Here is a 14,022-nt window from a genome sequence, read left to right as displayed (position 1 = left end):
ATCGGGGGAGGTGCAGCTTGCCAGCTGTCCTGGAGATCGAAGGTCTACGTAAGACGTACAAGAGTCGTCGACGCGGCACCCGCAACGCGCTCGACGGCTTCGACATGCGGGTCGACGCGGGGCAGGTGCACGGCTTCCTGGGTCCCAACGGCTCCGGCAAGACCACCACGCTGCGTACGCTGCTCGGCCTCATCCGGCCAGACGGCGGTCGGATGACGCTGCTCGGGCACGAGGTGCCCGCCGCGCTGCCCACAGTTGCCGGCCAGGTCGGCGCGATCGTGGAGAGCCCGCAGTTCTTCCCGCACTTCTCGGCACGGGACACGTTGTCCCTGCTGGCCGGGGCGGGCGAGGTGCCCGCCGCGCGCGTCGACGAGGTGCTGGAGCTGGTCGGGCTGCGCGACCGGGCCGGTGAGCGCGTCAAGACGTACTCGCTGGGCATGAAGCAGCGGCTCGCCGTCGCGTCCGCCCTGTTGAAGAACCCGAAGCTGCTCATCCTCGACGAGCCGGCCAACGGCCTCGACCCGGGCGGCATCCGGGAGATGCGGACGCTGATGCGGACGCTCGCCGAATCCGGGATGACGGTGCTGCTGTCCAGCCACATCCTCGGCGAGATCCAGCTGATCTGCGACTCGGTCACGATCATCTCGCTGGGCCGCCGGGTCGCCTTCGGCCCGGTCGACGAGGTGCTCGCCCAGCACTCGTCCGGCGCGGTCCGGGTCCGCCTGGAGGCGGTAAGCGACCTGCCGGCCGCCACCGAGGCCCTCACCCGGGCCGGGGTCCGGGTCGCCGGGCACCCGGACCACCTGATGCTGACCGGCGTCGACAAGCCGGCCACGGTGACCCGGCTGCTCGCCGAGCAGAACCTGTACGTCAGCGAGCTGGCCCCGATCGCGGTCGACCTGGAGAGCGTCTTCCTCGAACTGACCGCCACCGCGCCGGTCCCCGGCCAGGCCCGCCAGGTCGACGAGTCCACGAAGGTCGGTGGGCCGGGTCAGTCCGGTTCCACCGCGGGAGGGTGGGGCGCGTGAGCCTCTTTCGGACGGAGCTGCGCCGGCTCACCAAGCGGCGCTTCACCCGCTACATGACGCTGCTCGGCCTGCTGGTGCTGGCCGCTGTGGTGGTCGGTGTGTTCTTCACCAACCAGAAGATCGACGCCGGTCAGCTCGCCAAGGCCGAGCGTCAGGCCGACCAGCAGTACCAGGATCAGGTGCGCTGGGCCGAGCAGGAACGGGTCAACTGCGAGCAGGCCAAGACGGCCGGCACGCCGAACGACGGCCGCTACCCGGACGACTGCTCGGTGATCTCGCCCCCGTCCCGGGACCAGATCGACGCGAAGTGGTTCCTGCCCTCGACGTTCAACTTCCGGGAGACGTTCGACGAGACGCTCATCCCGTTCGCGGCGATCCTCGCCCTGGTCGGGTTCATCATCGGCGCGTCCTTCGTCGGTGCCGAGTGGAGCACCGGCGGCATGATGAACCTCCTGCTCTGGCGTCCGAAGCGGCTCACCGTGCTGTTCACCAAGCTGGCCGCGCTGCTCACCGGCATCCTGGCGGTGACGCTGCCCGCCGCGGTGCTGTGGTTCGCCGGGTTCTGGGCGGTGGCCAGCTTCCGGGGCAGCACCGAGAAGATGACCTCGGGGGCCTGGCAGTCGTTCGCCCTGACCGGGCTGCGCGGCGTGGCACTGGTGCTGGTGCTCACCACCATCGGGTTCGCGCTGGCCTCCCTGGGCCGGCACACCGCGATGGCCCTCGGCGGCGTGGTCGCCGTGATGGTGGTCTTCCAGTTCGGCCTGGGCATCCTGCTGGAGATGGCAAGCGTGCAGTGGGCCCAGGCGTGGCTGCTCCCCACCTACATGCTGGCCTGGATGACCAAGAAGGTGACCCTGCAGGACTACGACTCCTGCAACTTCAACTACAGCGGGGAGTGCAACCCGCCGACCCTGGACATCACCTGGCAGCAGTCCTCGGTGCTGCTCGTGGTCGGGACGGTCGTGATCCTCGGTGCCGCGGTCTGGAGCATGCGGCGGCGAGACATCACCTGACGTACGACGACAGCGGTACGGCCGGCCCGACCGTCGGGTGTTCCCGACGTGCGGTGCCGGCCGTGCCGGCTACTGCGCCAGTGGGCGGCCCTGGCTAGGCTGAACGCCATGCCCGCCGACGCCGCCCCGACCGCTCCCGAGCCGTCCACCGACGCTCGTCCGGGCGACCTGGCCGGCGCCGGCACACCGAGCGTCCCGACCCCCCGACCGGCACCGCCCGTCGAGAGCACCGACGACGCCCCGCCGGCCGAGGACACCGCAGCGGCCGACGACGAGGCGCAGCCCGCCGCGCCGGCGGTCGGCCTGACCACCCGCGAACGGGCCATCCTCGCCTTCGAGCAGCAGTGGTGGCGGCACGCCGGCGCCAAGGAGCAGGCCGTCCGGGACACCTTCGGCATCTCCTCGACCCGGTACTACCAACTGCTCAACGGACTGCTGGACAATCCGGCGGCGCTGGCCGCCGATCCCGTGCTCATCGGCCGGCTCCGCCGGCTGCGCTCCTCGCGGGCCCGCAACCGCCGCCGCTGACCGCCGCCGGCGCTACCTCTTCTCGTACCCCTGCAGGCCGTTGCCGATGGCGAAGAACGTCGGCGCCCACTCGCCGATGAAGATGCCCCACCGGTCGGCGCGCGCCACGCCGGCCTTCTCCAGGTGCCTGGAGAGGAACCAGCTGGCGAACGAGAGACCGATGCTGGCGAAGCCCGCCATGTACATGTGATCCGCCTTGAGCCCTGATTCGTGCAACCGCTTCAACACGCGATCCCCCTGTCGCCGACGGCGGCCCCGACGTGCCCTCCCACCTGCGGAGGAACACCACGGAGGCCAGACATCTGTCACGCTACCGCCGGGGCCGCCGCACGAACGCCGGTTGCCGCGATACCAGGCCGGCGCAGGAATGCGGCAAGGCCCCGGGGGTACACGACGTCCCGTCCCGGCCGCCGTCGTGCGGCGCGGGCCGACGGAGGGAGCGGGCGATGAGGGGCAGCAACCCGACGGGGGCCGCGGCGTTGATGCGGGTGTGCTCTGCGTCCGCGCCGGCCCCGGGCCGGTCGGTCAACGAGGACCTGGTCTTCCAGTTCGGCCCGCTGGTCGGTGTCCTGGACGGCGCGACAGTGCCGGACGGCTTCGACACCGGCTGCGTCCACGGGCCGGAGTGGTACGTCCGGCACCTGGCCGCTCGGCTCGGTGTGGCCGAGGCGGTCCGTCCGGCGGCCCGCCTGACCAGCAATCTGGCCGCGGCCATCCTCGCCGTACGTGCCGATCACGGTGGGCAGTGCGACCTCGACCACCCGGGCACCCCGTCCAGCACCGTCTGCCTGCTGCGCGACTGCGGCGACCAGGTGGACTACCTCGTGCTCTGCGACAGCCCTCTGGTGCTGGACGTCGGCGGGCAGGTCAGCGTGGTGACCGACGACCGACTGGACACGGCGATGGTCGAACTGCGGCAGACGGTCGCCACCGTGCCGGCCGGTACGGCCGACCCGGTCGCGCGCTTCCGGCACGCGGTGGGCGTCCAACGGGAGCGGATGAACCGTACCCACGGCTACTGGGTTGCGGCGGCCGACCCGGACGCGGCCTTCCACGCGGTGACCGGGACGGCGCCCCGCCGAGGTCCGGCGGCCCTGCGCCGGGCGGCGCTGCTCAGCGACGGCGCGTCCAGCGCGGTTGAGCAGTTCGGGCTGACCGACTGGACGGGACTGCTGGACCTGCTGAGCGCCGACGGGCCGGCCGCCCTGCTCGGCCGGGTCCGGGACGCCGAACGCGATCACCCCGACCGGCTGCGCCGGCACAAGCCCACCGACGACGCCTCGGTCGTGTTCTGCGAGTTCGAACCAGCCGGATGACAACGGAGCGTGATGAGGAACACCCGGGCCGCCCGACCGGCCGGTACCGCTGGCCGGACCGCCAGTGGATGTCCAATGGGGTGGACTTCGGCCGATGGGGGCGGCAGACTGCGGCACGTGGCGGGTGCGGTCCGGCTGGAGCCGGTGGACGAGCGGAATCTGGAGCCGTTGCTCTCCGTAGCGGCTGCCGAGGCCGAGCCTGGTGAGGTGATGCCCCCTGTCGAGGCTCCCGCCGGCTGGTCGCTCGCCCGCCGGGAAGCGTTCCGCGAGTTCCACCGGGCGAGCTTCGCCGGCCTGGACGGCCCGACCGGCTCCCAGATGTACGCGATCCTCGTCGGCGGCGAGGTGGTCGGCATGATCCGGATGACGCGCTGTGACGAGCCCGGCACGGTGGAGACGGGCATGTGGCTCGGCCTCTCGGCGCGTGGGCAGGGAGTCGGGGCAGCCGCCCTGCGGGAGTTGCTCAACGTGGCAGCCCGGGCCGGGATGCGGGCCGTGGTCGCCGAGACGACGCCGGACAATATCGGCGCGGTGACCGTCCTCGAAAAGTGCGGTGCGAAGCTGCGTGAGGACGGCGCAAAGGTGCACGCCGAAATCTGCCTGGATTCGACGCCTCCCGCCCTCTGAATACTGCGCCAGCCTTTCGTCGTTGCTGGCGTTCCCCGAACCGACCCCACGCCGACGGTCGGCGGTGACCGGTAGGGCCACCGCCGACCGTGCGATCAGGCCGGGAGCCGGACGACGTCGTAGTCGACGTCCGGGCCGGGCTCGACGTCGAACCGGCCGTTCACCACGTACAGCGCCGAGCCGAGCAGGTCACCGGTGGCCGGCGACCGCAGGGCCGGGCCGGTGATCTCCCGCCGCACCACCCCGGCGGTGTAGCGGGCGTTCAGCCCGACGACCGCGACGACGTTTGTCAGGTTGCGGATCACGTAGAGGGTGTGGCCCCGCAGCACCAGCCCGTCGGCCCGGTCCACCGAGTAGCCGCCGAGGTCGAAGACACTGCTCGCGCCGGTGCGCGGGTCGACGCGTACCAGCCGGCCGGTCAGCATCTGCGCGACCAGCAGGTCACCGTCGGGCAGCGCCACGATCCCGTTGTTGAACGCGTCGGGCGTCGCAGCCGGGCCGCTGAGTGGCAGGGTTCGCGCCGCGCCGGCGGCGGGCAGCCGCCCACCCGGGAGCAGCGGTACGACGTACAGCACCGGACGGGCCGAGTCGGTGAAGTAGACGGCGCGTCCGGTGATCACGAGGTCGTTGACGATGCTGCCCGGCTCGTCGGTGAACTGGTAGTGGGCCAGTTGGGCGCCGGTCTCGCCGTCGTGGACGCTTGCCGCGCCGGCAGAGAAGTCGGCGCTCCACAGCCGGCCCCGCTCGTCGAGCTTGAGGCCGGCCTTCTCCCGGCCCGGCGCGCCCGGGATGAGCACCGAGCCGCGCCCGGTACGCAGATCGCCCCGCCAGACCGCGCCGTTCCCGACGGACCCGACGTAGACGGTCGTGCCCCGGCCGATCGTCAACCCTTCGGGGGAGAACCCGTCGGGGAGGGCGATCCGGGACGGGAACGGCGTCGTCGGGTGCGCGGTCGCCGCCGAACCGACAGTGCTGAGGGTGGCCGCCGCCACCAGGGGGACGACGAGAAGAGTGAGCAGCCTGCGCAAGAGGAACACCGCCTGTCGTAGAGTGGATCTCTCCACTGAGGATCGTGTCGCTCTGCTAACGCTCCGGCTACGGCAAAAGGTTGGGTCGATGTTCAGTCCCGGCCGGCGGCGTACGCGGCGAGCCACGCGACCTGGGTCGGGTCCAGCGACGGGCGGACCCGTTCCCGCGCTACCGCCACGTGCGCGGCGGTGACGGTGGCGGCGGCCAGGGACTCCCGCATCGCCGCGAGCGCCGCCTCCCGGACCACCGCCGCGCAGTCCGCCGCCGAGAAGCCGGTCAGCTCCGCGCCGAGGGCCGCCAGGTCGACGTCCGGCGCCAGCGGCACATGCCGGGACGCGGCCCGCAGGATCTCCGCGCGGGCCGGCCCGTCCGGCGGCGGTACGTAGACCAGTCGTCCCAACCGGCCGGGTCGCAGCAGCGCCGGGTCGACCAGGTCCGGCCGGTTCGTGGCCCCGACCACCACCACATTGCGCAGCGTCTCCACCCCGTCCAGTTCGGTGAGCAGCGCGGCGACCACCCGATCCGTGGTGCCCCCGTCGTTGGCCTGCCCGCGTACCGGCGCCAACGCGTCCATCTCGTCCAGGAAGATCAGCGTCGGCGCGGCCTCCCGGGCCCGGCGGAACAGCTCGCGTACGGCCCGCTCGCTCTCGCCCACCCACTTGGAGAGCAGCTCCGCGCCCTTCACCGAGAGCACGTTCGCCCGCCCCGACCCGGCGAGCGCGGTGACCAGGTACGTCTTGCCGCAGCCGGGTGGCCCGTAGAGCAGCACGCCACGCGGTGGCTGCACGCCGAGGCGGGCGAAGGTGTCCGGGTAGGTCAGCGGCCACAGCACCGACTCGGTGAGCGTCTGCTTGACCTCGGTCAGGCCGCCGACGTCGTCCAGGGTCACCGACGCCAGCTCCAGGGTGGACGCGGCCATCGTCGTCGGTCGGACCACCTCCAGGGCAGCGGTGAAGTCGGCCATCGCCACCGTCGGCGTCCGCGCGGACTTCTGGCGCAGAGCCGCGCGTACCCCGGCCTCCCGGACCAGCGCGGCCAGGTCCGCCGCCACGAACCCGGGGGTACGCGCGGCCACCTCGTCCAGCCGGACGTCGTCGGCGAGCGGTACCTGCCGGGTCAGCACGGTGAGCTGTTCGCGGCGCAGGGCCGGGTCGGGCAGCGGGACGCTGATCCGCAGCGACAGCAGGTCCGGTGCGCGCAGTGCCGGGTCGACAGCCTCGGGCCGACCGGTGGTGCAGACCACGGCGACGCCGACCCGGACGGTCTCCGCGAGCACCTGTCGGAACACGGTGGCCAGCGGGCCGGGCTCGTCCGCCGGGGCCAGCGCCTCCACATCGGTGACCAGCAGCACCGCCGGTCCGCCCGCCCGGGCCGCCGTCGCCGCGGCGCGCAGCCGGTCGGCGGCGGCCTGGTTGGTGAGCGCTGCCACCTCGGGCCCCCACAGCGGGTGGACGCGGGCGCCCACCCGGGCCGCGACCGCTCGCACCAGCGCCGACTTCCCGGATCCGGCTGGCCCGGACAGCAGCACACCCAGCGAGATGGTGGTGCCCAGCCGGCCCAGCACCTCCCGATGGTGGAAGCCGAGATCGAACAGCTCGGTCAGCTCCTCGGCCTGGGCCCGCAGCCCGGGCAGCTCGTCCACGTCGGGAGCGTCGGGTGCGTCGGGCGTCGAGTCGGCCGTCGGGGCCGCATCCACCGCCGCGGCCGGCCGGGCGGGGACGGGCTCACCGTGGGTGGCCGGGCCGTGCTCCCAGGCGACCACCGTGTCCATGGTGACGAGCGAACCGGCGGACGGGTCGACGGTGACCACGGTGAGCAGAGTGCTGGTCCAGGCGAAGCCGACGGTGGTGGCGAGGCTGCGCCGGGCCGCCTCGACGAGGCTGCGCGTCGAGGCGTCCGGCAGCACGTCCTGCGGCAGCAGCGACACGTCGTCGCCCGCCGTGACCACCTTGCCGAGCAGGGCGAGCCGGAGCATCTCGGGGCTGACCGCCGCCACCACCTCCACCGGCCCGGTCAGCGTGACCCGACCCGCCGGGGTCAGCGGCAGCGGCGACACCCGCACCGAGGCGCCGTCCCGCAGGCCCAGGTTGCCCAGCGTCAGGTCGTCGGCGTACAGCAGGGCGCTGCTCGCGTCGCCCCCGGCCGCCGCGACGATCCCGGCGGTCTCCCGGCGACCCGCCAGACGTACCGGGTCGCCGGGGCGCAGCCCCAGGGCAGTCAGCGCCTCCGGGTGCAGCCGCACGACGCCCCGTCGGGCGTCCAGCGCCGCGGGCCGCAGGCTCGCCGTCAGGGTCAGGTCGGGTTGGGCCACCGCCCGACCGTAGCCGCCGTCCGCCGGGCGAGGCGATCAGCGCCGCGGATCCAACTCGTCCAGCAGCGACGGGTCCCGCCGGATCAGCTCCGCCAGGCGGGCCGCCGGGTCCGGGGTCAAACCGTCCGGGCCGGGTGCCCACGCGGGCACCGTCCGACCGGACAGCGGCCAGGACGGCGGGGGTTGCAGCGGGGCCGCCGGCGGTTCCGGGCCGACCGTGACGTCCGCGCCGTTCCAGGACACCCGCATCGGGTACGTCCGACCGTCGTACTCGACGCGGACGGTCACCGCCAGGCCCGGATGGACGCCGACGACCTGGCGGACCGCCTCGGCGACCTCCTCGACCGGACCCCATCCGACGTCGCCGACGCTCTCCCGTTCCGCGTGCCGACCGTCGTGTCGGGCGGGCCCGGCGTTGCGCCCACCCGTGGCGGGGCCCTGCCCAGCGGTCGGGCCGGGCGGTGGCGCGGTGTCGTCACGATCGGTGACCCGCCGGCGCAGCGCCTCCTCGCGCCGGGCCAGCCGGGCCAGCGTCTCGTCCAGGTCGCCCCTCACCAGATCACCCCTTCCCGCCACGGCCGGAGCCGGTCGGCTCAGGCCTTCCTGTCCCGGGTGGCCCGCTCCAACGCGCGATCCAGGACGACCAGCAGGGCGTCCCGCACCGAGAGCCGGTCCCGAGCGTCGAACTGCACCAGGGGCACGTGATCACCGATGGCGAGCGCCCACCGGATCTCGCCGAGTTCCAGGGCCAGTCGCCCGTCGAACGCGTTCACCCCGACCACGAACGGCAACCCGGCCCGCTCGAAGAAGTCGATCGCCGGGAAACAGTCGTCCAGCCGGGCGCTGTCCACCACCACCAGCGCGCCGAGCGCACCCCGGGCCAGGTCGTCCCACATGAACCCGAACCGTGCCTGCCCAGGAGTGCCGAACAGGTAGAGCTTCAGGCTGCGGTCGATGGTCACGCAACCGAAGTCCATCGCCACAGTCGTGGTGGTCTTGGTCGACCGCACGCCCGGGTCGTCCACGCCGATCCCGGCGCTTGTCATCTCGGCCTCGGTGGTCAGCGGCGCGATCTCGGAGATCGCCCCGACCGTGGTGGTCTTGCCCACCCCGAACCCGCCGGCGACGAGAATCTTGACCGGCACGGGCGGCGCCGCCGGTGACCTGTTGGTCGGCCCGGCGCCGGCCGGCGGCCGGTACGGCGGTGGCGGCCCGGCCGGCGGCGGCGTGGCACGCCCGACCGCTCCCGGAGTGCCCGGGGCCGTGCTGTAGCGGGCAGTGGCGCTGTTGCCGGCGAGTCCTCCGATCGGGACGACAGGCCATTCAGGAGATCGCACGAAGTCCATCAATCACTCGCAGGATGAGGTCGGGGTCGAAGGCGTCGTTGGCGTCGGTGACGTGTACGTCCAGGTGCCCGGCGGCCCGCAGGTCGCCGACGAGGACCCGGGTAACGCCGAACTGCAGCCGGGTCCGGGCGGAGAGTTCGGCCACCGAGATCGGCTCGGCGCAGAGCGCGATGATCGCCTGGAGCTCCGGCGCCAGCAGGCCGATCGGCGGTTCGGTCCACCGGCCGCCGTCCGGGCGCAGGGTCACCTGCGTCTCCAGCCCGATCGCCGGATCCGCGCCGGCCACCCGTCCGGAGGTGAGCACGAACGGTCGCGGACCTGTCGGGCCGTCACCGCCCTGCTCCGGCTCCGGCGCCGCCGGCGCGCCGCCCCCACCCGGGTGCGGCGTGCGCAGGTAGGGGCGGATCCGGGTCCCGGGCTCCGGGTCCGGATCCTCGCCGGCGACGTCGGGCGTCACTGCTGGACGGCGTTCTTCAGCTCGACGATCAGTCGCGGGGTCAGCGCGCCACCAGCCCGACCGGCGAAGAGCGTCATCTCGTACGCGACTGTGCCCAGGTTCGCCGACCGGTCGGCGACGACGCCGAGCACGGAACCACTGCTGATAGCACTGATCAGCAGGTAGCCGTCGGCCATGTCCACGATCACCCGGTTCAGGCCGCCGAGCGCGTACCAGCTGGCCGCCCCGCCGGCGAGGCTGGTCATGCCGGAGACCACGGCGGCCAGCCGCTCCGCGTTGGACCGGTCCTTGATCGCCGACATGGCCATCAGCAGCCCGTCCGAGGAGACCGCGATCGCCTCCACCACCCCCGCCGTGCTGGAGGTGAAGGAGTCCAGCAGCCAGTTGAACGTGCGCGCCTCGGGACTGAGGTCCCCGACGCCGGGCTGGCTCTGGTGGTCGACGTTGTCGTGCAGGAAGGGGCTGGTCACCGTGATGATCCTTCTTCGTTCCGACGGTCTGGGCTGACTTCGAGGAGAGCACGGGCGACGCCCGCCTCGAACTCGGTGATGAGGTCGCGTACCTCGGCCGGGTCCCCCAGGTGCGTGCTGGGCGGCTGGCAGGGCGGGGAGACCGTGAGGTTGGCGCCGGGCACCCGGCGGCTCAACCGGGGACGACCCCTGGTGACTCCGGCGGTGTCCGCCACCGTGGGGCCGAGGCCGCCCGGGGTGGCGGGCAGGTCGACTGTCGCGCCCGGGTCCGCCACCGTGGGGCCGGCGCTGGTGGCCGGCTCCGTGGCCGGCCGCATCGACCACGATCCGACGGGCCGGCCGGCGACCGGCGGGACGCTCAGCTCCGCCCGGCGTACACCGGACTGGAACGCCTCGACAAGTGCGCGGGCGGCGTCCGGGTCGGCGCCTGTGGCGTCGACCGGCCGGGCCGGCGCGGCGGAGGCGGGAAGGCTGGCCCCGGGCACCCGCTGCCGCACGCGGGGGCCGGAAGCCGCACCCGCCGCCGTCGTCGGGGTCGCCGTCGTCGGGGTCGCGGCTGCGGTTGCGGGGCTGTCCACGACGGTGGCCGGCGCCTGTGCCGTAGCGACGGGAACGCCTGTGTCCACCGGTTCCCGAGCGCCGAACGCGTCCCAGGACTGGCCCGACTCCAGGCTGCGGGTGGCCCGGCTGAGCAGGTCCGTGTCGAATCCGGCAGGCGCCGCGACGGCGGTACGGGAGCGGGCTTCGCGGGTGGAGTCGAGAGCCGGCCGTCGCCCCCGGTCCGGTACGGCGGCCCGGGCAACAGTCACCCCGGCCCGGTCCGCGCGGCGCACCACAAGCGACGTCTGCGGGATCTCCACCTGTGCGGTCACCCCGCCGCCCACCGTTGCGGCCAGGCTCACCTCCCAGCCGTGACGACGGGCCAGCCGGCCCACCACGAAGAGACCGAGCACCTCGGTCGGCGCCAGGTCGAGACGTTCGCGCCGGGTGAGCCGGGCGTTCTCCTCGGCCATCCGCTGCTCGCTCATGCCGATGCCGTTGTCGATGACCGTGATCCGGGCGCCCCGCCCGGAGGTCTCGCCGGCCACCAGCACCCGGGTGTGCGGCGGGGAGAAGACCGTCGCGTTCTCCATCAGCTCGGCCAGCGCCAGGACGAGGTCACCGATGACCGCGGGAGCGGCGGCGATGCCCGCCGGTACCTGCACCTCGACGCGGGTGTAGTCCTCGATCTCGCCGAGCGCCAGCCGGACCACGTCCGCCAGCGGCACCGGCGCGGTGTGCGCGTCGGCGCCGGCCGAGCCGGAGAGCACCACAAGGCTGCCGGCGTTGCGCCGCAGTCGGCTGGAGATGTGGTCGAGCCGGTACAGGTGCTCCAGGCGACCCGCGTCGGCCTCCTGCTGCTCCAGCCGGTCGATGAGCGCGAGCTGCCGGCTCACCAGATTCTGCGTACGCCGCCCGACGTGGCCGAACATCTGCGCCACGTTGCGCCGGCCGGCGACCTGCCGCTCGACGAGCTGAGCCGCCGTGTTCTGCACCCGGTCGAACGCCTTGGCCAGGTCACCGATCTCGTCGTTGGACCGGATGACCACCGGCTCCAACCGGACCGACTGGACGTGCTCCGTCTCGTCGTCGGTGACCCGGACCAACTCCGCCTCGGCGACCCGGGCGACCCGGTCCGCGGAGCGGGTGAGCTGCGTCAGCGGTCGGGCCACCGTCCGCGCGACCGCCGCGCTGAGCAGCACCACAAGCGCCAGGATCAGCACCGCGGCGGCACCCACCAGGTACGCGGCGGTCAGCGCGCGCCGCTGGTCGGCCTTCACCTCGGCGAGAACGTCGGCGACGAGCTTCTTCTCGACGAACTGGCCGAGCCGGATCATCGTGCGGACGGCCGGGAACAGCGCGTCCATCGGCACGTCGCGGACCGCGCCTGCTGGGTCCCGAGCACTGGTGATCAGGAAGTCGGGGCTGGTACGCGCGGCCACCGCCGCGTCGTTGAGCTGGGCCACCTTGAGCTGCTCGGGCGTGATCAGGGTACGGAAGCGCAGGTTGTCGACCTGGAGGGCGGCGATGCACGCCACGTACCCGGCGGTGGTGTCCGGGCTGCCGATCGCCTTGACCAGGATGCTCAGGGTGGCGCACGCGCCCAGCCCCTCGTCGGCGCGCAGCAGCCCGTCCAGGGCGAGCACCTGGCGGCCGGGCAACGTCTCGGTGTCCACGCTGTAGACCAGCCGCAGCGACTCGATCAACCCCCTGTTGACCGGGCCGAACGCGTCCATCACCTGACCGGGGTTCGCGGCGCCGGCCAGCACTGCCGTCCGCAGGTCGACGAGGCTGGACACCCCGTTGAGCGCGTGGTCGACCCGCTCGGTCAGCGCGTCGCTGCCGTCGGCCCGCAGGTCGGCCACCCGGTCGTCCACGTCGGCGGCCTTGCGGATCAGTTCGGAGCGTTCGACCCGGCCGAGGAGGAAACCGACCGACAGGATGCGTTCCTGTTGCAGGTCCTGGACGAGGCTGCCGACCCGGCTGGCGAGCCGTACCTGTTCGGTGATGTCGGCGGCGCGTTGCGCGGCGGCCACCCGCTCCAGCACCACGGGCACCGCGAGGCCGACCATGCTGAGCAGCGGGATCACCACGAGTAGCGCGAGCTTGCCGCGGATCCGAAGCCTACCGAGAAGCATCGAACGGCCCCCACTGCGCGAGGATCGGCTCCTGGGCCGCGCCGACCGGTTGCAGCGGTCGAGGGTCGGCCGGTGGACCGGTCGGGACCGGCGGTTGCCAGGGGTCGCCGGGGGGCGGGGCGGCAGGGCTGCCGGCGTCCGGCGTGGCGGCCCGCCGACGTGCGCGTCGACCGGCGGTGATCAGCAGCCCGGCGAGCCAGGCCAGCAGCAGCGCGGCTGCCACGCCCGCCCCGCCGGCCAGCCAGCGGTCCCGGGCCAGTCCGTCGATCCGCTCGGTGAGCAGCGCGTCCAGTTCGCCGAGGATGACCGGCTGGAGCTGCCGCGCGGCGTTTCGCGAGTTGAGTGCGGCGGCGGTCAGTTGAACCTGGTCGATGGTGCCGGTGGCGCTCGGGGTCGAGTACAGGGCCAGCGTCTCCACGGACCGCTGATAGGAGTCCAGTGGGGTCAGCACGTTGGCGCCCAGGTCGGTGCTCTCCGAGCTGTCCACGGCGGAGCGCAGGTTGTCGACCACGTCTCCCGCGGGGGCCAGGGCGGCCACCCGCAGACCGGTCAGCTCCATGAGGCCGCGGGTCCGTTCGGCGGCCGGTCGTCGGGTGGCGAGCGCGCCCAGGTCGGCGAGTCGGCCGGCGGCCACCACCGCCTCGGGCAGCTTCTGGCCGGCGCTGTCCTGGAGGAAGAACGAGTCGGCGCCCGGGTCCCGGCCCAGCCCCGAGCTCTCCCGGACCTTGCCGTGCAGGGCGAGCAGCAGGTCGGTGACCTCGCCGTACGCGGTGTAGGCGGCTTCCGGGTCGGCGGGGCTGCGGCCGCGCAGCGCCTCCACCTTGGCCCGGAGCCCGGCCCATCGCTCCTGGCTGCGCAGTTGCCCGCCGATGCGGGCGTCCACCGCAGCGGCCTGCTCGACCGCACGGGTCAGCGGCTCGCCGGGGACGGGGCGTCCGGCGACAGCCGCGGACTGGGCCTCCACCAGCGCCTCGGTGACCGGAGCCAGGGCGCGCAGGTACTGCACGCCGAGCCGTTCGGAGTCGGCGAGGCTCCGGTCGTCGCCGGTCTGCCGCCAGCTGGAGGCGAAGAGCAGCCCCACCGGCGCCAGCAGCGCGACGATGAGCAGCAGCGGCAGCGACCGGCCCAGCACGGACGTCCGTCGACGGGCCCGCGGCGCGGGGACTGTCATGGTGTGTCTCCTCCGGCGTCGGGCGGGGGATCGGCGCGGTGTCGGGCT

Annotated in this window: 14 protein-coding genes; 5 read left to right on the top strand and 9 right to left on the bottom strand. The window is 73.6% G+C overall.

From position 1 onward, the window contains the following. The first annotated feature begins 17 nt into the window (after positions 1-17). The 3 genes from AB0K10_RS17925 to AB0K10_RS17915 all read left to right on the top strand — a co-directional run bounded on the left by AB0K10_RS17925 (position 18) and on the right by AB0K10_RS17915 (position 2,569). Positions 18-1,028 (top strand): ATP-binding cassette domain-containing protein, encoded by a 1,011-nt coding sequence (locus tag AB0K10_RS17925; protein WP_363684691.1) that lies wholly within the window; start codon positions 18-20, stop codon positions 1,026-1,028. Beyond that, positions 1,025-2,041 carry an ABC transporter permease subunit gene (locus AB0K10_RS17920; RefSeq protein WP_363684689.1) on the top strand — a complete coding sequence of 339 codons (1,017 nt, stop codon included), beginning with the start codon at positions 1,025-1,027 and terminating at the stop codon, positions 2,039-2,041. Before AB0K10_RS17925 ends, AB0K10_RS17920 begins: the two co-directional genes overlap by 4 nt. A gap of 108 nt (positions 2,042-2,149) precedes the next feature. Then, positions 2,150-2,569, top strand: coding sequence for a DUF3263 domain-containing protein (locus AB0K10_RS17915; protein WP_363684687.1), 420 nt, complete (start codon positions 2,150-2,152; stop codon positions 2,567-2,569). A 12-nt stretch (positions 2,570-2,581) separates the two neighbouring features. On the opposite strand, the gene AB0K10_RS17910 is transcribed toward AB0K10_RS17915, so the two are convergent. Then, positions 2,582-2,797, bottom strand: coding sequence for a hypothetical protein (locus tag AB0K10_RS17910; RefSeq protein WP_363684685.1), 216 nt, complete (start codon positions 2,795-2,797; stop codon positions 2,582-2,584). A 218-nt stretch (positions 2,798-3,015) separates the two neighbouring features. On the opposite strand from AB0K10_RS17910, the gene AB0K10_RS17905 reads away from it, so the two are divergent. Further along, positions 3,016-3,885, top strand: a complete 870-nt coding sequence (locus AB0K10_RS17905) for a hypothetical protein (RefSeq protein ID WP_363684683.1) — start codon at positions 3,016-3,018, stop codon at positions 3,883-3,885. 117 nt (positions 3,886-4,002) lie between these two features. Beyond that, positions 4,003-4,512: a GNAT family N-acetyltransferase gene (locus AB0K10_RS17900; RefSeq protein WP_363684681.1), complete on the top strand. Its 510-nt coding sequence runs from the start codon at positions 4,003-4,005 to the stop codon at positions 4,510-4,512. Positions 4,513-4,607: 95 nt separating this feature from the next. Here the strand turns inward: AB0K10_RS17900 and AB0K10_RS17895 are convergent, their stop codons facing one another. From AB0K10_RS17895 to AB0K10_RS17860, 8 genes are all read right to left on the bottom strand, one after another. Further along, positions 4,608-5,549: a superoxide dismutase gene (locus tag AB0K10_RS17895; protein WP_363684679.1), complete on the bottom strand. Its 942-nt coding sequence runs from the start codon at positions 5,547-5,549 to the stop codon at positions 4,608-4,610. Positions 5,550-5,632: 83 nt separating this feature from the next. After that, a complete protein-coding gene (locus AB0K10_RS17890) occupies positions 5,633-7,852 on the bottom strand; it encodes an AAA family ATPase (protein ID WP_363684677.1) in 2,220 nt (739 codons plus the stop codon). Positions 7,853-7,888: 36 nt separating this feature from the next. Further along, positions 7,889-8,407 (bottom strand): hypothetical protein, encoded by a 519-nt coding sequence (locus AB0K10_RS17885; RefSeq protein ID WP_363684675.1) that lies wholly within the window; start codon positions 8,405-8,407, stop codon positions 7,889-7,891. Positions 8,408-8,445: 38 nt separating this feature from the next. Next, entirely contained in the window at positions 8,446-9,198 is a 753-nt protein-coding gene (locus tag AB0K10_RS17880; protein WP_363684673.1) for an ATP/GTP-binding protein, read from the bottom strand. Further along, complete coding sequence (locus AB0K10_RS17875; RefSeq protein ID WP_363684671.1) at positions 9,176-9,655, bottom strand: DUF742 domain-containing protein; 480 nt, start codon at positions 9,653-9,655, stop codon at positions 9,176-9,178. Before AB0K10_RS17875 ends, AB0K10_RS17880 begins: the two co-directional genes overlap by 23 nt. Further along, positions 9,652-10,125, bottom strand: a complete 474-nt coding sequence (locus AB0K10_RS17870) for a roadblock/LC7 domain-containing protein (RefSeq protein WP_363684669.1) — start codon at positions 10,123-10,125, stop codon at positions 9,652-9,654. The genes AB0K10_RS17875 and AB0K10_RS17870 overlap by 4 nt, the downstream gene beginning before the upstream one ends. Continuing rightward, positions 10,122-12,803, bottom strand: a complete 2,682-nt coding sequence (locus tag AB0K10_RS17865) for a nitrate- and nitrite sensing domain-containing protein (RefSeq protein ID WP_363684667.1) — start codon at positions 12,801-12,803, stop codon at positions 10,122-10,124. Before AB0K10_RS17865 ends, AB0K10_RS17870 begins: the two co-directional genes overlap by 4 nt. Further along, positions 12,790-13,974: a hypothetical protein gene (locus tag AB0K10_RS17860; RefSeq protein ID WP_363684665.1), complete on the bottom strand. Its 1,185-nt coding sequence runs from the start codon at positions 13,972-13,974 to the stop codon at positions 12,790-12,792. The genes AB0K10_RS17865 and AB0K10_RS17860 overlap by 14 nt, the downstream gene beginning before the upstream one ends. Positions 13,975-14,022 lie beyond the last annotated feature (48 nt).

The sequence above is a fragment of the Micromonospora sp. NPDC049274 genome (assembly GCF_040678875.1).
Classification (GTDB): Bacteria; Actinomycetota; Actinomycetes; order Mycobacteriales; family Micromonosporaceae; genus Micromonospora.
The sequence above is the reverse complement of the archived record's forward strand: the minus strand, read 5'-3'. Positions and strand labels throughout refer to the sequence as shown.

Coding starts and splice junctions, on each gene's coding strand:
- AB0K10_RS17905 (WP_363684683.1), top strand. CDS start 3,016: ATGAGGGGCAGCAACCCGACGGGGGCCGCGGCGTTGATGCGGGTGTGC.
- AB0K10_RS17880 (WP_363684673.1), bottom strand. CDS start 9,198: ATGGACTTCGTGCGATCTCCTGAATGGCCTGTCGTCCCGATCGGAGGA.
- AB0K10_RS17865 (WP_363684667.1), bottom strand. CDS start 12,803: ATGCTTCTCGGTAGGCTTCGGATCCGCGGCAAGCTCGCGCTACTCGTG.
- AB0K10_RS17915 (WP_363684687.1), top strand. CDS start 2,150: ATGCCCGCCGACGCCGCCCCGACCGCTCCCGAGCCGTCCACCGACGCT.
- AB0K10_RS17860 (WP_363684665.1), bottom strand. CDS start 13,974: ATGACAGTCCCCGCGCCGCGGGCCCGTCGACGGACGTCCGTGCTGGGC.